The sequence below is a fragment of the Pseudomonas sp. FP2338 genome (assembly GCF_030687515.1).
Lineage (GTDB): Bacteria > Pseudomonadota > Gammaproteobacteria > Pseudomonadales > Pseudomonadaceae > Aquipseudomonas > Aquipseudomonas salomonii.
This window is the reverse complement of record NZ_CP117436.1, coordinates 695556-717429: the sequence shown is the minus strand read 5'-3', so window position 1 is coordinate 717429 and position 21874 is coordinate 695556. Positions and strand designations below refer to the sequence as shown.

17 protein-coding genes are annotated in these 21874 nt (G+C 60.9%); 15 read left to right on the top strand and 2 right to left on the bottom strand.

Annotation, left to right across the window (positions count from 1 at the left end):
• The first annotated feature begins 13 nt into the window (after positions 1-13).
• From PSH96_RS03010 to PSH96_RS03000, 3 genes are read left to right on the top strand one after another with little or no spacing between them, the layout of a single operon-like run.
• Entirely contained in the window at positions 14-802 is a 789-nt protein-coding gene (locus PSH96_RS03010) for an ABC transporter ATP-binding protein (RefSeq protein ID WP_305457398.1), read from the top strand.
• Positions 799-1746, top strand: coding sequence for an ABC transporter substrate-binding protein (locus PSH96_RS03005; RefSeq protein ID WP_305457396.1), 948 nt, complete (start codon positions 799-801; stop codon positions 1744-1746). The genes PSH96_RS03010 and PSH96_RS03005 overlap by 4 nt, the downstream gene beginning before the upstream one ends.
• Positions 1743-2753, top strand: coding sequence for an iron ABC transporter permease (locus PSH96_RS03000; protein WP_305457394.1), 1011 nt, complete (start codon positions 1743-1745; stop codon positions 2751-2753). The genes PSH96_RS03005 and PSH96_RS03000 overlap by 4 nt, the downstream gene beginning before the upstream one ends.
• Positions 2754-2755: 2 nt before the next feature.
• Here PSH96_RS03000 and PSH96_RS02995 read toward each other — a convergent pair whose 3' ends face one another.
• The gene (locus tag PSH96_RS02995; RefSeq protein WP_305457392.1) at positions 2756-8632 is read right to left on the bottom strand and encodes a DUF4329 domain-containing protein; all 5877 of its coding nucleotides are present in this window, start codon (positions 8630-8632) and stop codon (positions 2756-2758) included.
• A gap of 417 nt (positions 8633-9049) precedes the next feature.
• On the opposite strand from PSH96_RS02995, the gene urtA reads away from it, so the two are divergent.
• The 11 genes from urtA to ureC all read left to right on the top strand — a co-directional run bounded on the left by urtA (position 9050) and on the right by ureC (position 19192).
• Positions 9050-10315 carry an urea ABC transporter substrate-binding protein gene (gene urtA / locus PSH96_RS02990; RefSeq protein WP_305457390.1) on the top strand — a complete coding sequence of 422 codons (1266 nt, stop codon included), beginning with the start codon at positions 9050-9052 and terminating at the stop codon, positions 10313-10315.
• Between the two features lie 140 nt (positions 10316-10455).
• Positions 10456-11958 carry an urea ABC transporter permease subunit UrtB gene (gene urtB / locus PSH96_RS02985; RefSeq protein WP_305457388.1) on the top strand — a complete coding sequence of 501 codons (1503 nt, stop codon included), beginning with the start codon at positions 10456-10458 and terminating at the stop codon, positions 11956-11958.
• Positions 11958-13025: an urea ABC transporter permease subunit UrtC gene (gene urtC / locus PSH96_RS02980; protein ID WP_056860481.1), complete on the top strand. Its 1068-nt coding sequence runs from the start codon at positions 11958-11960 to the stop codon at positions 13023-13025. Before urtB ends, urtC begins: the two co-directional genes overlap by 1 nt.
• The gene (gene urtD, locus PSH96_RS02975) at positions 13022-13855 is read left to right on the top strand and encodes an urea ABC transporter ATP-binding protein UrtD (protein ID WP_305457386.1); all 834 of its coding nucleotides are present in this window, start codon (positions 13022-13024) and stop codon (positions 13853-13855) included. The genes urtC and urtD overlap by 4 nt, the downstream gene beginning before the upstream one ends.
• A 128-nt stretch (positions 13856-13983) precedes the next feature.
• A complete protein-coding gene (urtE, locus tag PSH96_RS02970; RefSeq protein ID WP_305457384.1) occupies positions 13984-14682 on the top strand; it encodes an urea ABC transporter ATP-binding subunit UrtE in 699 nt (232 codons plus the stop codon).
• 31 nt (positions 14683-14713) lie between these two features.
• A complete protein-coding gene (locus PSH96_RS02965) occupies positions 14714-15553 on the top strand; it encodes an urease accessory protein UreD (RefSeq protein WP_305457382.1) in 840 nt (279 codons plus the stop codon).
• Positions 15554-15712: 159 nt separating this feature from the next.
• Positions 15713-16015 carry an urease subunit gamma gene (gene ureA / locus PSH96_RS02960; RefSeq protein ID WP_003171437.1) on the top strand — a complete coding sequence of 101 codons (303 nt, stop codon included), beginning with the start codon at positions 15713-15715 and terminating at the stop codon, positions 16013-16015.
• Between the two features lie 9 nt (positions 16016-16024).
• Entirely contained in the window at positions 16025-16537 is a 513-nt protein-coding gene (locus PSH96_RS02955; RefSeq protein ID WP_305457380.1) for a GNAT family N-acetyltransferase, read from the top strand.
• Between the two features lie 5 nt (positions 16538-16542).
• On the top strand, positions 16543-17076 hold the full coding sequence (locus PSH96_RS02950; RefSeq protein WP_305457378.1) for a GNAT family N-acetyltransferase: 534 nt from the start codon (positions 16543-16545) through the stop codon (positions 17074-17076).
• On the top strand, positions 17073-17378 hold the full coding sequence (locus PSH96_RS02945; protein WP_305457376.1) for an urease subunit beta: 306 nt from the start codon (positions 17073-17075) through the stop codon (positions 17376-17378). Before PSH96_RS02950 ends, PSH96_RS02945 begins: the two co-directional genes overlap by 4 nt.
• Positions 17379-17491: 113 nt before the next feature.
• Positions 17492-19192 (top strand): urease subunit alpha, encoded by a 1701-nt coding sequence (gene ureC / locus PSH96_RS02940; protein ID WP_305457375.1) that lies wholly within the window; start codon positions 17492-17494, stop codon positions 19190-19192.
• Positions 19193-19274: 82 nt separating this feature from the next.
• On the opposite strand, the gene PSH96_RS02935 is transcribed toward ureC, so the two are convergent.
• Complete coding sequence (locus tag PSH96_RS02935; protein ID WP_305457373.1) at positions 19275-20213, bottom strand: DnaJ C-terminal domain-containing protein; 939 nt, start codon at positions 20211-20213, stop codon at positions 19275-19277.
• 238 nt (positions 20214-20451) lie between these two features.
• Here PSH96_RS02935 and PSH96_RS02930 point away from each other — a divergent pair, with 238 nt between their 5' ends.
• Complete coding sequence (locus tag PSH96_RS02930) at positions 20452-21720, top strand: Hsp70 family protein (protein ID WP_305457371.1); 1269 nt, start codon at positions 20452-20454, stop codon at positions 21718-21720.
• Positions 21721-21874 lie beyond the last annotated feature (154 nt).

The following is a 21874-nucleotide window of genomic DNA, read 5'->3' as shown; positions in this document are numbered from 1 at the left end:
CTTGAGAATATTGATGGCCTCACTCACCCTCACCGACCTTGGCTGGACCCCACCGGGTCACGACCACTGCAACCACCGCTTTCAGCTGCGGGATGCCGGCCTGCAGGTCGGCGCGGGCGAGTTTGTCGGGCTGATCGGCCCCAACGGCAGCGGCAAGACCAGCCTGTTGCGCTGCGCTTATCGCTTCAGCAAACCCGAACGCGGTGACGTGCTGCTCGAACACCAGAATGTGTGGAAGCAAAGCGCAAAATGGTGCGCACAACGCATCGCCGTGGTGTTGCAGGAGTTTCCCGACACCTTCGGCCTGCGCGTGGACGAAGTGGTCGCCATGGGCCGCACGCCCCACAAAGGTTTGTTCGACGGCGACACACTGCACGACCAGCATCTCATCCGGCAGGCGCTGGAATCGGTCGGCATGCACGGCTTCGAAGACCACGCGTTCGCCACGCTCTCGGGCGGTGAAAAGCAGCGCGTGATCCTCGCCCGCGCCTTGGCGCAGCAGCCGCAATTGTTGATCCTCGATGAGCCGACCAACCACCTCGACCCGCGCTATCAGCTGGAGTTGCTGCGGCTGGTCAAACGCTTGAACATCGGTACTCTGGCCAGCATTCACGACCTGAACCTGGCCGCGGCCTACTGTGATCGTTTGTACGTGATCAACCACGGGCGCATTGTCGCCAGCGGCACGCCCCATGAAGTGCTGACCGTCGGGTTGCTGCGTGATGTCTTCGGCGTCGAAGCCTTGATCGACACTCACCCTTTGGCCGGCTACCCCCGAATCACCTGGATAACCCAACCATGATCCTGCGCTCCCTGATGTCTCTCGCGTTGTTGTTCGGCACGGCCCAAGCGTTTGCCGCTGCGACCCATTACCCGGTGACCGTCAAAAGCTGCAACCGCGACGTGACCTTCCAGGAAGCGCCGAAACACGCGGTCAGCCACGACATCAACATGACCCAGATGATGCTCGCCCTGGGCCTCAAGGATCACATGGCCGGTTACAGCGGCGTCACCGGCTGGAAGTCGGTGACGCCGCAAATGGCCGAGATGCTCGACGGCCTGCCGGAACTGGCGAGCAAGTACCCGTCGGTGGAAACCCTGCTCAACGCCAATGTGGATTTCTTCTTCGCCGGATGGGATTACGGCATGCGCGTGGGTGGCGATCTCACGCCGCAAACCTTGCAGCCACTGGGCATCAACGTCTACGAGTTGACCGAGTCCTGCGCGTTTGTGATGAAGCGCCCGGCGGCGACCCTGGACGACACCTATAACGACCTGCGCAACCTGGGCAAGATCTTCGATGTGCAGGACCGCGCCACGGCCTTGATCGCGCAGATGCAGGCGCAAGTGGCCGAGGTGCAACAGCACCTGCCCGCCGACACACCTCGGGTGTTCCTCTACGACAGCGGTGAAGACCGTGCCATGACCTCCGGCCGCCTGGGCATGCCGCAAGCACTGATCACCGCTGCCGGCGGGCGCAATATCCTCGATGACATCGACGCCAGCTGGACCCGCGTCAATTGGGAAACCGTGGTGGAGCGCAACCCTCAGGTGATCGTGATCGTCGATTACAGCGAAATCACCGCCGCGCAGAAAGAACAATTCCTGTTGGATAACCCGGCGTTGCAGTCGGTGGACGCCATCAAGAATCAGCGCTTTATCGTGATCCCGTATGTGCAGGCCACGCCGGGCATCGACAACGTGCTGGCGGTGGAAACCCTGGCCAAAGGGTTCCACGGCGAATGATCAGCCGCCGCTATGCCCTGCTGTTGAGTGCGCTTGGCGCGTTACTGCTGGTCTCTTGCGTGATCTCGCTGGGGTTTGGCTCGGCGCGGGTGCCGGTAGACGTGGTATGGCGGATTTTGCTCAACAAGGCCTTCGGCCTCGGCGAGGTCAACTGGAGCACTGGCCATGAACATATCGTGTGGCTGATCCGCGTGCCGCGCATGTTGCTCGGTGCGCTGGTCGGCGCCGGGTTGGCATTGATCGGCGCCGTGTTGCAGGCGGTGACGCGCAACCCGCTGGCCGACCCGCACCTGCTCGGCGTGACCTCCGGCGCCACCCTGGGCGCGGTGATCGTGGTGCTGCACGTGGGGGAAGTCGTCGGCTTGCTGACCCTGCCGATCGCTGCCTTTATTGGTGCGCTGCTGAGCATGCTGGTGGTGCTGGCCGTGGCCAGCCGTAACGGTCGCCTGGAGAGTGATCGCCTGCTGCTGTGCGGCGTGGCCGTGTCATTCGTGATGATGGCGGTGGCCAACCTGCTGCTGTTCATGGGCGACCATCGCGCCGCCTCGGCGGTGATGTTCTGGATGCTCGGCGGCCTGGGCCTGGCGCGCTGGGAACTGCTGGCAATCCCGACTGCGACCGTGCTGCTGGGGCTGTTGATACTGGTGGGCATGGCGCGGCCGCTGAACGCATTGATGGCCGGCGAACAGACCGCCGTGACCCTGGGCATGAACGCACGTTCTGTGCGCTTGAAGGTGTTTCTGGTGGCGTCGTTGATGACCGGTGTGCTGGTGTCCATCAGCGGTTCCATCGGCTTTGTCGGGCTGATGGTGCCGCATATTGCGCGGCGCCTTGTGGGCGCCGAACACCGGCGTTTATTGCCGGTGTGCGCGCTGCTGGGCAGCCTGTTCCTGGTGTGGGTGGACGTCGCGGCGCGCACCCTGATCGCCCCCGAAGACTTGCCCATTGGCGTGGCCACGGCAGCGATTGGCGGGCTGTTTTTTATCGGGTTGATGCGCAAGCGCTAGAGTCAGAGTTCATCCCTTTCACCCTCATACCAAAACTTGCCGACTTGCGGCTCGGACAGCGCTTCGCCCCCGCTCCACTCTGCACCCAATGCGCCCACGCGCATCCAGAAAGCATCGGCGACCAACACTGACAGGCTGCCTTGAGAGCACAATTGACTGACCAGCACACTAGGGGCTGGTGCATCACCAGGACTGAGCAAGGTGGTTTCAGCCTGCGTGAACGCCGGTACATATTTGAGCAGGGCGCCGCCCCGGCTGGACAGGTAGCAACTCTTGGCATAGGGCGCATTACTCTTGATCACCGCCAGATAGTCGCGCAGATCATCCTTGGAGACAAAGTGGGCCAGCAATTTTTGATCTTTCGGCTCACCGCTGGCAGTCGACGGTATCGCTTTGTAGAACGCCTGAACCGCCGCGATCTTGTAGGTGCTCAGGTCGTTGCGAGCGGGCACATCGAACCCAGCATGATCGATCCAGAACAACAGCTCCAGGGTACTCGCACCTCCCGTGCCCTGGTCCTCCATCGGGTCAATCGCGACATAGCCCTGGTTTTGATCCGGCATCAATACCGCGCCCAAATATTGCTTGTCCTGGAAAGGGGCCACCAAGCCTTGGGCATAACGCGCCGCATCGTCGGGATAAAGAAACAACGGCCCACAGAACGAATGAAAATGCGGGTCATCGGCAAACGCATGGGGGGCTTTTTCCGGTATCCAATGCGCCGTCACCCGCTCTTTCCTGCCCCAGACTACACTGGTCACGCGTATTTCCAGTTCGCCCATGACAGCCAAGCGGCGCACATATTCGCGCACCTTGAGGGTACCGTTTAACAATTGGGAGCGTTCCGAGACCCCATTCGTCGTCCCGTCGTATAACACCGCCGTCTTTGGAACCAGGTATTTAAGTAATGCCCCGTCGCCACACATCAGGTACAACGGCAGAGCCTTGCCGTTGCTTGCGTAGAGGAGAAAGTTCAACGCTTTGTCAATGTATTGAGGGGGGAAAAAGCTATGCGCCATTTCATCGCTGGCCGGGGCAATCGCCACCGTCGAAGCACAGAGGTACATGCCCTCTAGCACATAACCCTGGGGCAACTGGCCGTTGATAAAAACTCGCCTGAAATCGTCAAATTTGTCCCTGACAAGTGGCAGGGTCGTCATGTACAGCGACTTTTTCACGGTTTTGAGTACGTAACCGAACGATACGTCGGTTTGCGGCTTCGCCATACGCTGGGCGTAGCGGACGGCATCGAACGCCCGGGTAAAGATCGGACTACAGGGTGAGTCGAGCAATACCTGGCGAATATCCCCGGGGTTGGGCACAAAGTTAGGCGCCACAAACTCTCCCGTTATCTGTCTGGCCTGCCCCCATAAAGGATCATTTTTCACCACACTCAGCGTACCCGCCTTCGCCACCAACGTGACGAACTCCAGCGGCGTGAGAGCCCCACTGCGGATTTGCTGTTCGACGAGGTTGTCAACGTAGTCGTCTTTGGCCAGGTTCTGCACCGCCAGACGGCTTTTAAGCGAGTTCTCCGCAATGGAGTTCGAGAGTTGATAACTCAGGATCGAACCATTAGAGCCGAACACATACTCACCCATGATGTCGGCATCCCGGTTCAACAAACTCGCCAGTACCGTGCTCGGAATCATGCTTTTGTAGATGGCTTTCTGAGTGCTGGACAGCAGCAGCGGCACCTCTTGATCCAGCAGAGTCCGATAGCGCGCCACAATCGTGCTGCCTCCCGGATAAAGTCCTGTTGAAACCGCGTGGTCAGGGTAGATCCAATTCAAAGTAAGCCCCTGGGGCGGTATGGCCAAGGGCTCCGTTGCGGCATATAACCCGCTGACCAGCTTGAGAATTACCCCGCCATAAGTGCGGCGATCTCCGTTGCCCGTCAATGCTGCTATGTGGCGGGCCGCGTCATCGGGGCTGGCGAAGGCGGGGCTTAAATGTCGCGGCATCAAGGTTGCGTAACTGGTCCAGGTATTACTGACCAACCCTGCTTTATCCCAGAACTGGCTGATACGGACCACGTGAAGCAGCCCCCTCAGCGACCACTCCCTGACGAATTCAACGGGCCTCTTAATCCCGGAATCCAACGCTCGTTGTGCGTCACCCAACAACGTATCCGCCGTACCGCCGGACGTTACGTCAATCGCTGAGGGCTTATAGCGCAGCAGCGCACCGTCATGCGTTGAAAAATAAATCGGCAGGCTATCGGCACTCCCACGATTGGCTTCATAGATAGCGGCGTACAGAACATCAGGCCGGACAAAAAACCGAGCCAGCCATTCGTTCGAAGGTGTCAGCCTTTTACGCAGCCATTGCTGCGAGCGAAACAACCCATGCAGTTCAAAACCATCAGGGAGCTGGTACTCGTCTTTAGTAGTGCTTTTAAACACAAGGAAGCGATTGAACAGCTCATCCGTACGGCTGGTACCGACCACCTCGCTCGCAATGTACTGGTCCTTGTCCTTGTGTTTGAGGATAAATGCATAGCACGCCTCCTCGGGAAAATTACGCCCATGCACCCGCCCATGAAGGTCACGGGCCGCATCATCGGCACTGGTAAACACCGCGCCATAGGTGACGTAGTCAAGCGGGCCGGATCTTGGGGCGTAGTCGTAATTGGTCGACCAGTCGCTGTCGACCACCAAGCGCGGCCCCCAAAGCCGGTTGCCCTGAATGATCTTCAAATCCCCCGCCTCGGCCACTCGCAACACCCAATCGGCGGGCTTGATGTCCCCTCTGTCAAGTCGCGCCTGAAAGCTGTTATCCCCGGCTTGAGGGCTGAGATTAGCCAGGAGCGTTGTTTCTGCAGAAGACTTGATTGGGGTGTATTCCAATAAACAATTCGGTGCCGCCGAGAGATAGGCCACTCGCCCGGCCGGGATGATGGCGTACATTTCATTGCAGGAGAACACCTGCTGATTGATCAGCGCCTCGTCCCGTGTCCAGCCGCGCCGCAGGATCGGAACAGGGTCGGCCATGGACAATTCGAGATGAGAGCCGTATCGCCCGTGCAACACATAAGGTTCCGGCGGGATCAGCGGGCCTTGGTTACTGGAAGGGAAAAACAGCGTGTACAAAAATGGATTTTCGCGGCTTTCCATAGGCTCGGTAATCACAAAGCGACCGTCTTCGCCCTTGAGCACGTAACCCCCATAGTAACGATCGCGTCGACTACCGACTTGCTCATGGGCATACACCGCCGCATCGCGTGCAGAGAGAAACGAACGGCTCAGTGTCGCCGTGTAGAACGGCACCAGCAGACGGTTATCCACCAGTCCCACCTGGCGCCACAAGCCGCCCGCCTGAACCACCGACAGTTCGGTCGCGCTAATAACCCGACGTACGTAAGTCCGCGGGCTTAGCGTGCCATCGAGCAGGCCGGCTTGCGCACCGTTATCGTGCAGCTCTCCGGCACTGGATTCCTGCACCAGCTCGGAGGTGGCCGTGGCCTCTGGCACTTTGAATGCCAGCAACGCTGAATCCGAGGCCTGCATGTACAGGGTCAAGCCACGGGCCGGGTTCTGGATCGCCAGGGTCGCCCGGGCCTGGCGGGTAGCGGCCACCACCTGCGACGGAGTAAAGAAGGCGCTGGCCAGCCAGATTTCCCGGGCCGCAATTTCGTGGGTCTCATACCAACTGCTGAAGTAGATAGCCTCCAACCGGTATTGGGAAGGCAGTCGCAACCCGCCATCATGGCGTTCGGGGAATATATCAATAGGCGAAAACAGCGGTTCACTCTTGGGTACCGCCAGCGTCGCGGCGTAGATATCTTCACGCGTATGCTTGAGTACAAATCCAAATTTTGCGCCAGTATCGCCGGGGCCTGCGAGTGAAAGCGCACGCATCACGGCATGCTCGGGTTTTGAGTAGGCCCCGGTGAAAAAGGGTTGCTGCGGCTGCGCCGTCGCGGGGGTCCTGATGCGCCAGCCTTTGAGGATACGTCCGCGAACACCGCCCCAAACCGGGTGTGGCACCACGACCGAAAGCTCGCCGGCCTCGGCCAGCTTCCAGATGACCTTGGACTCAAAACCACTGGAGGTCTTGTCCTCCACGCCACGCAGCTCTTGGTCATACGCTCTTTCAAGCGCCGAGCCATTGCTGACATATTTGAGCAGCACATCATCCGGCCCTGAAAGATAGTGAACCTTGGCGAAAACTCGGTTACGGAAGCTGAAGCGCAGGTCCGGCCTTGAATAGAAGTTGGCACGTAGCAGCAACTGATCATCGCTGTTGTCGGGGTAGTTGATTTTGGCTTGCGCGATATTAGTCGTGGGGTGGGAGTGATAAAACGCCTCGGCGCTGTAATCATCAGGGGCGATGAAGTTACCGTCGCTGTCCCTGGCCAAGAGGAGACCATGTTCGAACACCGCTCGGCGGTCCGGTATGGGATGAGTGGCATAGTAGCGATGACCCCGCTTGAGAATCACACCGCCATATTCGACGTTGCGTCGTTCGCCGATCATCTCATGTGCCCAACAGGCAGCGTCATCGGCAGTGATGAAGGCCGGGCTCAATTGCGGCTCGGGAATCTTGGAAAAAGGCCGCCACATTTTGTCCACGGCACCTTTCTTGTCCCAAATATCGCTGGTGCGCTCCACACTCAATTGGCCCGCCTCGGCCACCTGTTTTACGAATGCCTGGGGTAGCAGGGTTCCCGCCTGCAGCAGCGCCTGCGTGCCGTTGTCCGTCACGCTACCGTCCGCTGCCTGAGCGAAAAGTTGAGACTCGGCGTCGGAGCCAGAAAAGGCATAGCGTAAAACGGCTGCGTCACTTGTGCGGATGTACAGCGAACCGTCAGAGGCAACAGGTAGCGCCTTGGCAAACCTGCGGTAGGCGACAATGTGCGTTGCCAAATCCAACGGGCTAATAAAACGCTGGTACAGCCAGGCCTGGATAAGCGGGTAAGGCTCGGGTACAGGACTTGAGTCAACGTACATGCCGTGCAGCGCCCATCCGGACGGCAGTGGCGGCAACGTATCCCCGGCCAGCCACCCCCGCATCTGCGCAGGCTCCGGCTGAGAAACCGCATACTCAGCCCGGCCTTCGCCTTGCGCCTTGATCACGATGCCGATTTGGCGTGCGGGCGCGGCAAGGGGTTCACAAACGTTAATCGCAGCCTGAACTTCGGTGAATACGCCGGTAAACAAAGGCTGAGGGGTTGGCGCACCGCTGCTGAAGGGTTGGAACACCACCCAATCTGCCGGCACGTCGCCTGTCGAGCCGCCCCACAGCGCCGTGGGCACAATCAGGCTCAAGGTACCCAGCGTCGAGAGCTTTTTGACGAATGTGCTGAACGGACCGAACAGGGCAACTTTGTTATTGCGGGGCCTTCCTGCTCTTATCCAGAGCGCAAAGCTGCGCTCTTCGCCGGAGCCACTCGAAGCGTATCGGATCAGCGAGCCGTCGGGGCCGGACAAATACGCGGCCGGAAAAAAGTCCCGGTTATTAACTCCATGCCAAAAGTCGCCATCGGAAAAAAAACTCAAAAAAGCTTTGACCGTCTTACTATCAAAGTTCGGATTGGCCCTCTGAGTCAGCTTATGGTCCGCAGGATGCGAATGGTAGGAGGCCACACAGGTGTAACCCTTGGGTTGCTCAAATTGGCCATCGGCGCTGACCGCCAGTACCTCGCGTAAATCGAACAGCATCTCCTTGCCGGGCACAGGCTCGGTAGCATGATACCTGCCCGTATATTTCCTCAAAATAACCCCGCCGTACTCCTTGTCTCTGCGCGCACCTATTTTTTTGTGCGCCCAATAGGCGGCATCGGCTTCGTTAATGAACCCTGGGCTGACGGCGGGTAAGCTGGCAGCGCCCCGGTTTGAACTGGCTGCGCGCTCCTCGCGCGACAAATTGATGGTCATGGCAACGTCCTTGAATAGTGAGAACCGCCTCAGTGCCCAAGCACTCTTGGGCGCAGGGTTCTGAGGTCATTCTCAACAGGTCACCCACCACCCAAGTGGTGAATAGTTAGCCATGGACCTGAGCGGAACAGGCCGTGCCTGCGGAACGATTGGTTTTGCGTAACTCACGCAACACACATTGGTTGAGCGTTCATCCTGGAACATCCCTGCACAGCGTTTGCGCTGCCTATCTATCTCTGCGCCCTGTTTTAGCGCCACACCTGCACCTGACGGCACTTGCAGCGCCAAGCTGGTGCACCCCCGTGCCAATGTCCGCAACAACCACTCACAGGCACCGGTGTTTGCCGCCGCAGGCACAGCCTTTGCAAAGCCCTGTGTATCTGCCCCACAACACTATCGGTTTACGGAGATCGCACCATGAAGCGTCGTAGCTTGATCAAGGCTTTCACTTTGTCGGCATCCATTGCCGCCATGGGTTTGACCTGGACCGTCCAGGCCGCCGAGACCATCAAGGTCGGCATCCTGCACTCCCTGTCCGGGACCATGGCTATCTCCGAAACCTCGCTTAAAGACATGGCGCTGATGACCATCGACGAGATCAACGCCAAGGGCGGTGTGAACGGCAAGATGCTGGAGCCGGTGGTCGTGGACCCGGCGTCGAACTGGCCGCTGTTCGCTGAAAAAGGCCGCCAGTTGCTGACCCAGGACAAGGTTGCCGTGGTGTTCGGCTGCTGGACGTCGGTGTCGCGCAAATCGGTATTGCCGGTGTTCGAAGAACTCAACGGCCTGTTGTTCTACCCGGTGCAGTACGAAGGTGAAGAGATGTCGCCGAACGTGTTCTATACCGGTGCGGCGCCGAACCAGCAGGCGATCCCGGCCGTGGAATACCTGATGAGCGAAGAAGGTGGCGGCGCCAAGCGCTTCTTCCTGCTCGGCACCGACTATGTGTACCCACGCACCACCAACAAGATTCTGCGCGCGTTCCTGCACTCCAAAGGCGTAGCCGATAAAGATATCGAAGAGGTCTACACCCCGTTCGGCCACAGCGACTACCAGACCATCGTCGCCAACATCAAGAAGTTCTCGGCCGGTGGTAAAACCGCAGTGATCTCCACCGTGAATGGCGACTCCAACGTGCCGTTCTACAAGGAGCTGGCCAACCAGGGCTTGAAGGCCACCGACGTGCCGGTAGTGGCGTTCTCCGTGGGTGAAGAAGAACTGCGCGGCATCGACACCAAGCCGCTGGTGGGCAACCTCGCGGCCTGGAACTACTTCCAGTCCGTGGAGAACCCGGTGAACAAGAAATTCGTCGCCGACTGGAAGGCCTACGCCAAGGCGCACAACCTGCCAGGCGCGGACAAAGCCGTGACCAACGACCCGATGGAAGCCACTTACGTGGGCATCCATATGTGGGCGCAAGCGGTTGAGAAAGCCAAGTCCACCGACGTCGATAAAGTGCGCGAAGCCATGGCCGGCCAGACCTTCGCCGCGCCGTCGGGCTTCACCCTGACCATGGACGCGACCAACCACCACCTGCACAAGCCGGTGATGATCGGCGAGATCCAGGCCGACGGGCAGTTCTCGGTGGTGTGGCAGACCGAGAAGCCGATCCGCGCCCAGCCGTGGAGCCCGTTCATTCCGGGTAACGACAAGAAGCCGGACTATGCCGTGAAGAGCAACTGATCCGAGGGGTGTCGGCCCTTAAGGCCGACACACACCCTGTGGGCGCTGGCTTGCCTGCGATGCAGACAACTGGGTGTATCTGATACACCGCCATCGCAGGCAAGCCAGCGCCCACATTTGTTCGAGCAAGGCCCAAGACTATGCCCACTGCCCTTTACCGCTTCATCCTCGCCGCCCTGCTGTTGCTGCCCTTCGCCGCACACGCCAGCGACGCCGAAGACTTCATCAATGCCAACCCGATGCAACAAGCCAAGCTGCTCCAGGACTGGGCTGCCCAGCCCGACCCGGCGCGCATCGAGCTGGTGGACGCGCTGCAACAAGGCCAACTGAACGTCAACGGTGAAACCAAAACCGTACGCCTGAACAACCGTCTGCGCGGCTTGATCGACAACGTGCAAGCCAGCCAGCAACTGCTCGCCGCCGACCCCAAGGTGCGCCTCGCTGCTGCGCAAACCCTGCAAAAAAGCGCACAACCTGCGCAGCTCAAATTCCTCGACCAGCAAGTCGCCGCCGAGACCAACGAGGCCGTGCACACCGCGTTGAGCCTGGCCCTGGCCAACCTGCAACTGGTCGACCCCGACCCGGTCATTCGCCTCGCCGCCGTGCGCCTGTTGGGCAGCACCGGCGACCCGCTGGCGCGCACACGCCTTGAGGCGCTGCTGGCGCCCGGTGTCGAAACCGACGCCGCCGTGCACACGGCCGCCGAGACCAGCCTGGCTCAGGTCAAACGCAAATTGATGTTCGGCGAGATCCTCGGCCAGGCCTTCAGCGGCATGTCTTTGGGTTCGATCCTGCTGCTCGCGGCCCTGGGCCTGGCGATCACCTTCGGCCTGCTGGGCGTGATCAACATGGCCCACGGCGAGATGCTGATGCTCGGCGCCTATTCCACCTACGTCGTGCAACTGATGATGCAGCGTTATGTGCCGGCGGCCATCGAGTTCTACCCGTTGGTTGCGCTGCCGGTGGCGTTTTTTGTCACGGCGGCCATCGGCATGGCACTGGAGCGCACGGTGATTCGCCACCTCTACGGGCGACCACTGGAAACCCTGCTGGCCACCTGGGGCATCAGCCTGATGCTGATCCAGCTGGTGCGCCTGGTGTTCGGTGCGCAGAACGTCGAAGTGTCCAACCCGCAATGGCTGTCCGGCGGCATTCAAGTGCTGCCCAACCTGGTGCTGCCGTACAACCGCATCGTGATCATCGCCTTCGCGTTGTGCGTGGTGGTGCTGACCTGGCTGCTGCTGAACAAGACGCGCCTGGGCCTCAACGTGCGCGCCGTCACCCAGAACCGCAACATGGCCGCGTGCTGCGGCGTGCCCACCGGGCGTGTGGACATGCTCGCCTTTGGCCTTGGCTCCGGCATCGCCGGGTTGGGCGGCGTAGCGCTGAGCCAGATCGGCAACGTCGGCCCGGACCTGGGCCAGAGCTACATCATCGACTCGTTCCTGGTGGTGGTGCTCGGCGGCGTCGGCCAGTTGGCCGGTAGCGTGATGGCCGCCTTCGGGCTGGGCATCGCCAACAAGATTCTGGAACCTGCGATCGGCGCCGTGCTCGGCAAGATCCTGATCCTCGCGCTGATCATTCTGTTTATCCAGAAACGCCCGCAAGGACTCTTTGCACTGAAAGGACGGGTGATCGACTGATGAACCAGCCATTGATGCTTACCGCCGCGCAAAAGGCCGGCCCCAAGGTCACGATAGCGGTGGGCGCGGTCATTTTGATCCTGCTGCTGGCGCTGCCGTTGTGCTCGCTGCTGGCGCCGGAAAATCCGTTTCACGTCTCGGCCTATACCTTGACGCTGGTGGGCAAGATCCTCTGCTACGCCATCGTCGCCCTCGCGCTGGACTTGGTGTGGGGTTACGCAGGGATGTTGTCCTTAGGCCATGGTTTGTTCTTTGCCCTCGGCGGTTATGCGATGGGCATGTACCTGATGCGCCAGGCCTCCGGCGATGAGCTGCCGGCGTTCATGACCTTTCTGTCGTGGACTGAATTGCCGTGGTACTGGGTCGGCACCGAGCACTTCCTGTGGGCCATGTGCCTGGTGGTGTTGGCGCCCGGTTTGCTGGCCTTGGTGTTCGGGTTCTTCGCCTTTCGTTCGCGGATCAAGGGCGTGTACTTTTCGATCATGACCCAGGCGCTGACCTTTGCCGGGATGCTGCTGTTTTTTCGCAATGAAACCGGGTTTGGCGGCAATAACGGCTTCACAAACTTTCGCAGCATTCTGGGTTTTGGCATCACCGAGCCGGGCACCCGGGCGGTGCTGTTTGTGGCCACCGTACTGCTGCTGGTCGCCAGCTTGTACACCGGCTGGCGCCTGGCGCAGAGCAAGTTCGGCCGCGTGCTCACCGCGTTGCGTGACGCCGAAAACCGCCTGATGTTCTGCGGCTACGACCCGCGCGGTTTCAAGCTGTTCGTGTGGGTGTTGAGTGCAGTGCTGTGTGGGTTGGCAGGCGCGTTGTATGTGCCGCAAGTGGGCATCATCAACCCCAGCGAAATGTCGCCGACCAACTCCATCGAAGCCGCCGTGTGGGTGGCCCTGGGCGGGCGCGGCACCTTGATCGGCCCATTGCTCGGCGCCGGCGTGGTCAATGGCATGAAGAGCTGGTTCACCGTGGCCTTCCCGGAATACTGGCTGTTCTTCCTTGGGGCGCTGTTCATCATCGTCACCCTGTACCTGCCCAAGGGCATCATCGGCCTGCTGAAGAAATGAGGAACGTCATGCTGGAACCTATTTTCGACGCAGGCAGCGGCCGCGATGCCATCGGCATTGGCCAGGCCGCCGGCAAGGGTCTGAACACACGCCACGGCACCATCCTGACCCTGGAAGACATCAGCGTCAGCTTCGATGGTTTCAAGGCACTCAATGACTTGAACCTGTACATCGGCGTCGGCGAATTGCGCTGCATCATCGGCCCCAACGGCGCGGGCAAGACCACACTGATGGACGTGATCACCGGCAAAACCCGCCCCAGCCATGGCAAGGCCTGGTTTGGTGAAACCCTGGACTTGATCAGCATGAGTGAAGTGCAGATCGCCCAGGCCGGCATCGGCCGCAAGTTCCAGAAGCCCACGGTATTCGAAGCCCTGAGCGTGTTTGAAAACCTCGAGCTGGCGCAGAAGACCGACAAGTCCGTGTGGGCCAGCCTGCGCGCGCGTCTGAGCGGTGAGCAGAAAGACCGCATTGAGGAAGTGCTCGATACCATCCGCCTGACCACCTCGGCACAACGCGCGGCGGGGCTGTTGTCCCACGGGCAGAAGCAGTTCCTGGAAATCGGCATGTTGCTGATGCAAGACCCGCAATTGTTGCTGCTGGACGAACCGGTGGCGGGCATGACCGACGCCGAAACCGAGTTCACCGCCGAGCTGTTCAAGCGCCTGGCGGGCAAGCATTCGCTGATGGTGGTGGAGCACGACATGGGCTTCGTCGGTTCGATTGCCGACCACGTGACCGTGTTGCACCAGGGCAGCGTGCTGGCCGAAGGGTCACTTGCACAGGTGCAGGAAAACGAGCGCGTCATCGAGGTTTACCTCGGTCGCTGACGCGCACTGCTTTATGTGGGAGCTGGCTTGCCTGCGATAGCGGTGTGCCTGATACACCGCCATCGCAGGCAAGCCAGCTCCCACATTTGATCCAGTTCCCTCAGTGGGGAATTGAGGAGGTTTTGAACATGCTGCAAGTCGACAAGCTGCATCAGTATTACGGCGGTAGCCACATCCTGCGCGGGCTCTCATTCGACGTGAAGATTGGCGAAGTCACCTGCCTGCTCGGCCGTAACGGCGTGGGCAAGACCACCTTGCTCAAATGCCTGATGGGTTTGCTGCCGGCCAAAGACGGCGCGGTGAATTGGGAAGGCGAAGCCATTACCGGGTTCAAACCGCACCAGCGCGTGCACGCGGGCATCGCCTACGTGCCTCAAGGCCGGGAGATTTTCGGACGGCTGACGGTGGAAGAAAACCTGTTGATGGGACTCTCGCGCTTCCCAGGCTCCGAAGCCAAGGAAGTCCCGGCGTTTATCTATGAACTGTTCCCCGTATTGCTGCAGATGAAACATCGGCGCGGCGGCGACCTGTCCGGTGGTCAACAGCAGCAGTTGGCAATTGGCCGCGCACTGGCCAGCCGCCCGCGCCTGTTGATTCTCGACGAGCCTACCGAGGGCATCCAGCCGTCCGTCATCAAGGAGATCGGTGCGGTGATCAAAAAGCTCGCGGCACGCGGTGATATGGCGATCCTTCTGGTGGAGCAGTTCTACGACTTCGCCGCCGAACTGGCCGACCAATACCTGGTGATGTCACGCGGTGAAATCGTGCAGCAGGGCCGAGGTGAAAATATGGAAAGCGAGGGTGTACGCGGGCTGGTTACGATTTAATCTGTAGCGTCCTGACGATAAGCCCGAACATATGAACCTGCCCGTTACTCCTGCCCTGTTCACCCCCAGCTGGCATGCCGAGCTGGAACTCGGCTATGCGCGTTTCGGCGACACCACGCGCCCGGTGATGCGCCGCCACCTTGGCCCGCTGCGGGTGCAAAAGCACCTGTACGCCGAAGGCCCCGAGGTGTGCCAGCACATCATCGTGCACCCGCCCGGCGGGATTGCCGGTGGCGACCGCCTGGACATCAGCGCCCATGTGGCCAATGGCGCCTGGGCGCAACTGACCAGCCCCGGTGCAGCCAAGTGGTATCGCGCCAGCGGCCCTGCGTTTCAACAGCTCGAATTGACCGTAGAGGCCGGCGCGACCCTGGAATGGCTGCCCCAGGAAACCATCGTGTTCAGCGCCGCCCAGGCCGAACTCAGCACGCGCATTGATCTACACGGCGATGCCCGGCTGTTTTACTGGGACGTGGTGGCCCTCGGCCGCCCGGCCAGTGGCGAACGTTTTGACCTGGGCCACTTTCAATCGCAGCTGGATATTCGCCGCGACGGCCAGTTGCTCTGGCATGAGCGCCAGCGCATTGTAGGCGCCGACGGTTTGCTCGATTCGCCCATCGGGCTGGATGGGCAGCCGGTGTTTGCGACGTTGCTGCTGACCGGCGATATAGACCCGCAATTATTGGAAACCTGCCGCGCCCTGCCCCATGCCGTGCGCGGCGACCTGACCCAACTGCCCGGCTTGCTGGTCGCCCGCTGCCTGGCCAGTGAAGCGCTGCTGGCGCGGGGCTGGTTGATTGATTTATGGCGGCTGTTGCGCCCGGCAGTGCTGGGGCGAGAAGCGGTATCACCGAGAATCTGGAGCACATGAAGATCAACAAGTGAAACTGAGTTTATGTGGGAGCTGGCTTGCCTGCGATGGCGGTGTGCCTGATACACCGCTATCGCAGGCAAGCCAGCTCCCACACCAGCCTGTTTCCACAGGGGATCTGCGGTGTTTTTATGAATGCTGTTTGAAGGACCTTGAACCATGGATTTGACCCCACGGGAAAAAGACAAACTGTTGATCTTCACCGCCGGCCTGGTCGCCGAGCGCCGCTTGGCGCGCGGCGTGAAGCTCAACTACCCGGAAACCATCGCCTATATCTCGGCCGCGCTGATGGAAGGCGCCCGCGATGGCCGAACCGTGGCCGATCTGATGCATTACGGCACCACCTTGCTCAGCCGCGAGCAAGTGATGGAAGGCATCCCGGAAATGATCCCGGATATCCAGGTGGAAGCCACCTTCCCCGATGGCACCAAACTGGTGACCGTCCACCAGCCAATCGCGTGAGGCCCGGCCATGATTCGTGATGCTACCGAGCAAGACCTGCCGGCGATCCGCGACATCTACAACGACGCGGTGCTGAACACCACGGCGATCTGGAACGAGCAACCGGTAGACCTGGCCAACCGCCAGGCCTGGTTCGCGGCACGCCAGGCACAGCAGTATCCGATTCTGGTGGCGGTGGAAAACGATGAAGTCACCGGCTACGCCTCATTCGGCGACTGGCGCCCTTTCGAGGGTTTTCGCTACAGCGTTGAGCACTCGGTGTACGTGCGCAATGACCAACGCGGCAAAGGCCTCGGCCCGCGCCTGATGCACGCCCTGATCGAACGCGCCGCAACCTGCGGCAAGCACGTGATGGTCGCGGCTATTGAAAGCGGCAACCAGGCGTCTATTCGCCTGCACGAGCGCCTGGGTTTCATCAGCACCGGGCACATGCCGCAAGTGGGCATCAAGTTCGGCCGCTGGCTGGACCTGACCTTTATGCAACTGACATTGAATCCGGGCGCCGAACCGCCCAAGGAGTGAGATCGATGAGCGCTACGCAACTGCGTCGAGTCAATGCTGAAAGTTTTGCCCACTACCGCCTGGGTTTGATTGAGCTGTTGCTGGACGCGGTGAAGCACGGCGCTTCTGTCGGTTTTATGGCTGACTTCGATGAAGCCCAGGCCCGCACCTATTTGAGCGGCGTGCAGGCGAGTATCGAAGAGGGCAGCCTGCTGCTGTGGGTGGTGGTGCGCGACGAGCAAGTGATCGCCAGCGTGCAACTGGCGCTGTGCCTGAAAGCCAACGGCCTGAACCGCGCCGAAGTGCAAAAGCTGCTGGTACACAGCAGCGCCCGCCGCCATGGGCTGGGCCAACAGTTGATGAACACCCTGGAACTCGCCGCACGCCAGCACAAGCGCGGCCTGCTGTACCTGGACACCGAGGCCGGCTCCGGCGCCGAAGCCTTTTACCAGTCGCTGCGCTACACCAAAATCGGTGAACTGCCCGACTATTGCCAAAGCCCGGACGGGCGCTACACACCGACCGCCATCTACTTCAAGACCCTGGGGCAACCTGCATGATTCCTGGTGAATATCAGATCCAGCCTGGCGACATCGAACTCAACGTCGGCCGGCGTACCCTCACCCTCAGCGTGGCCAACAGCGGCGACCGGCCGATCCAGGTGGGCTCGCATTACCATTTTTTCGAGACCAACGACGCGCTGACCTTTGACCGCGCAGCGAGCCGTGGCATGCGCCTGAATATTCCGGCAGGCACGGCGGTGCGGTTTGAGCCGGGGCAGAGTCGCGAGATCGAGTTGGTGGATTTGAGCGGCGGGCGGCGGGTGTTCGGGTTTGCCGGACGGATCATGGGCGAGCTTTAGGGCCTCATCGCAGGCAAGCCAGCTCCCACAGGGGAACGCATTCCACCTGTGGGAGCTGGCTTGCCTGCGATAGCGATATCACATTCAACACCTATTTTTCAGGGCATACACACATGAAGATCAGCCGCCAAGCCTACGCCGACATGTACGGCCCCACCGTCGGTGACAAGGTCCGCCTGGCCGACACCGACCTGTTCGTCGAAGTCGAACAGGACTTCACCGTCTACGGCGAAGAGGTCAAGTTCGGCGGCGGCAAAGTCATCCGCGACGGCCAGGGCCAAAGCCAGTTGCTCGCCCATGAAGTGGTCGACACCTTGATCACCAACGCGCTGATCATCGACCATTGGGGCATCGTCAAGGCCGATGTCGGCTTGAAGAACGGCCGCATTCATGCGATCGGCAAAGCCGGCAACCCGGATATCCAGCCTGGCGTGACCATGGCCATCGGCGCCAGCACCGAAGTGATCGCCGGTGAGGGCATGATCCTCACCGCCGGCGGCATCGACAGCCATGTGCATTTCATTTGCCCACAGCAGATCGAGGAGGCGCTGACCAGCGGCGTCACCACCATGATCGGCGGCGGCACCGGCCCGGCCACCGGCACCAACGCCACCACCTGCACCTCCGGCCCGTGGCATTTGGCGCGCATGCTGCAAGCCAGCGATTCGTTCCCGATGAACATCGGTTTCACCGGCAAGGGCAACGCCAGTTTGCCCGAGCCCCTGATCGAGCAGGTCAAGGCCGGCGCCATCGGTTTGAAGCTGCATGAAGACTGGGGCACCACCCCCGCCAGCATCGACAACTGCCTGAACGTGGCCGACCAGTACGACGTGCAGGTGGCGATCCACAGTGACACGCTCAACGAGTCGGGCTTCGTCGAAACCACCCTCGCCGCCCTCAAGGGCCGCACCATCCACACCTACCACACCGAAGGCGCCGGTGGCGGCCATGCGCCGGACATCATCAAGGCCTGCGGCTTCCCGAATGTGCTGCCCAGCTCCACCAACCCGACCCGGCCGTTCACCCGCAACACCATCGACGAACACCTGGACATGCTGATGGTCTGCCATCACCTGGACCCGAGCATTGCCGAAGACGTGGCCTTCGCCGAAAGCCGCATCCGCCGCGAGACCATCGCCGCCGAAGACATCCTGCACGACCTCGGCGCCTTCTCGATGATCAGCTCCGACAGCCAGGCCATGGGCCGTGTCGGCGAGGTAATTACGCGTACCTGGCAGACCGCCGACAAGATGAAAAAGCAGCGCGGCGCCCTGCCCGGCGACGGTCCCGGCAACGATAACTTCCGCGCCAAGCGCTATATCGCCAAGTACACCATCAACCCGGCGATCACCCACGGCGTCAGCCATATCGTCGGCTCGATTGAAGTGGGCAAGTGGGCTGATCTGGTGCTGTGGCGTCCGGCGTTCTTCGGCATCAAACCGACCTTGATCCTCAAGGGCGGCGCGATTGCTTCAAGCCTGATGGGTGACGCCAACGCCTCGATCCCCACGCCGCAACCGGTGCATTACCGCCCGATGTTTGCCAGCTTCGGCAGCTCGCTGCACGCCACCAGCCTGACCTTTATCAGCCAGGCCGCCCAGGACGCAGGCGTGCCCGAGGCGCTGGGGTTGAAGAAGCAGATTGCGGTGGTGAAAGGCTGTCGCGATGTGCAGAAAACCGACCTGATCCACAACGACTACCTGCCGGAAATCGAAGTGGACCCGCAGACCTATCAGGTCAAGGCCGACGGTCAGTTGCTGTGGTGCGAGCCGGCAGATGTATTGCCCATGGCCCAGCGCTACTTTTTGTTTTAACCCAGGCACGCGTGCCGACGCCCCGGGTTATCTTGCGTTCCGGGGCGTGCGGTGCATTACCTGCCTTACGCAGGCTGCCCGCTCAGAAGTGCTCGCGGGGGTCGAACGCGGCTTTTTCCGCAAGGGCTTGCCACAACGCCTTGACCTCATCGTCTGCAGCCTTGGGCATCACGGCCTTGAGCTGGATAAACAGATAACCGCGTTGCCCGGCCTTGTTCAGCAGGCCATGGCCCTTGGCGCGCATGCGTTGGCCGTTCTGGCTGCCGGCGGGCACCTTGAGGTTGATCTTGCCGGTAAGGGTCGGCACTGCGACTTCCGCGCCTAACGCCAGCTCCCACGGGGCCAGCGGCAGGTTAATGATCAGGTTTTCGCCATCCACCTCGAACTTGGGGTGCGGCGCAAACTTGATGATCAGGTACAGGTCGCCATTCGCACCGCCGCCCACACCCGGCGCGCCCTGGCCCTTGAGGCGGATGCGTTCGCCATCGGCCACACCGGCCGGAATCTTCACATTCAGGCTTTTGACGGTGTTGCTGACATGCCGGCCGGAGGCGTCGTACTGCGGCACCTGGAAGCTGATCTGCTTGGATTCGGTGGACAGCGTTTCTTCAAGCGACACCGACAGCTGCATCTCCACGTCCTGGCCCTTGCGCCCGGTTGAACGGCGCTGGCCGCCACCAAAAGCATCGCCGCGCGCGCCGAAGATCGAGCTGAAGAAGTCCGAGAAATCGCCCGCGTCCTGGCCACCGCCAAAACCGCCACGGCTCTGCCAGCCCGGCGGGCCCTGGAACGGTTGGCCATGCTGGCCGTATTTACGCAGCTCATCGTACTCGGCGCGTTTGTCGGCACTTTTGAGCGCTTCGTAGGCTTCGGACGCGTCTTTGAATTTCTCTTCGGCGTCCTTTTCCTTGCTCACGTCCGGGTGATACTTGCGTGCGAGCTTGCGATAGGCGGCCTTGATTTCCTTGTCATCGGCGCTCGGCTCGACACCCAGAATCTTGTAATAGTCTTTGAAATCCATCGGCGGTTCACCATCCTTAATCGAGATCGCACAGCCCGGGGCACAACGTGCGCTGCTTTGCACCTGTTGAGTGGTGTGGCCTGGGGGTGCGTCAAAGTGTTATCGGCGCTAGCCGTATGCAACAGATGTGGGGGCAAATACCCAACTTTCAAGCACGATTTAGCGGATAGTCGGCCTACGCATCCGCCCTCGACTGGCATACACTGCGCGGCCGTTTTTTAACCGGAACCTGGAAGACATGAAAAACACATCCCCAGCCCGTGCCTGCGGCATCGACTTCGGCACGTCCAACTCCACCGTCGGCTGGATCCGCCCCGGCGAGGAGACGCTTATCGCGCTGGAGGACGACAAGATCACCCTGCCGTCGGTGGTGTTCTTCAACTTCGAGGAGCGCCGCCCGGTGTACGGTCGCCTGGCGCTGCACGAATACCTGGAAAACTACGAAGGCCGGCTGATGCGCTCGCTCAAGAGCCTGCTGGGTTCCAAGCTGATCAAGCACGACACCAGCGTGCTCGGCACGGCCATGCCGTTCACCGACCTGCTGGCGCTGTTTATCGGCCAGCTCAAGAGCCGCGCCGAAGCCAACGCCGGTCGCGAGTTCGAAGAAGTGGTGCTGGGCCGCCCGGTGTTCTTCGTCGATGACGACCCGATGGCCGACCAGGAAGCCGAAAACACCCTGGTGGATGTGGCGCGCAAGATCGGTTTCAAGGACATCTCGTTCCAGTACGAGCCTATCGCGGCCGCGTTTGACTACGAGTCCACCATCGAGAAAGAAGAGCTGGTGCTGATCGTCGACATCGGCGGTGGTACGTCTGACTTCTCGCTGGTGCGCCTGTCGCCGGACCGTCGTCACAACGACAACCGCCAGAGCGACATTCTCGCCACCGGCGGCGTACACATCGGCGGCACCGACTTCGACAAACAACTTAGCCTGCAAGGCATGATGCCGCTGTTCGGCTACGGCAGCCGCATGAAAAGCGGCGCCTACATGCCCACCAGCCACCACATGAACCTGGCCACCTGGCACACCATCAACTCGGTGTACTCGCAAAAATCCCAGCTGGCCCTGGGCAGCATGCGCTACGACATCGAAGACACCGGCGGCATCGACCGCCTGTTCAAGCTGATCGAACAGCGCGCCGGGCACTGGCTGGCCATGGAAGTGGAAGAAACCAAGATCCAGCTGACCCACGAAGACAACCGCCACGTGGCCCTGGACCGCATCGAAAAAGGCCTGAGCGTTGACCTGAGCCGGGCATTGTTCGAGTCGTCCATCGACGCGCTGCTGGAGCGCGTGCGCAACAGCGTCACCCAACTGCTTAACGATGCCTCGGTGAGCGTGGCCCAGGTGGACACGGTGTTCTTCACCGGCGGCTCCAGCGGCATTCCGGCACTGCGCCACAGCATCTCGGCGATGCTGCCGAATGCACGGCATGTGGAAGGCAACATCTTCGGCAGTATCGGCAGTGGTCTGGCGATTGAGGCGAGCAAGCGTTACGGCAGCTGAGCTGCCCCGATCTCACCAACACTGAAAATTTGAATGTGGGAGGGGCGGTGCGACGGTTCGACTTGCCCCCGATAGCGGTGGACTAGCTTGAAGGACGTTCTCACTCGCCTGCCGACGCCGCGGGCGAGTGAAGTCGGGGAGTTGTTGCAGCATC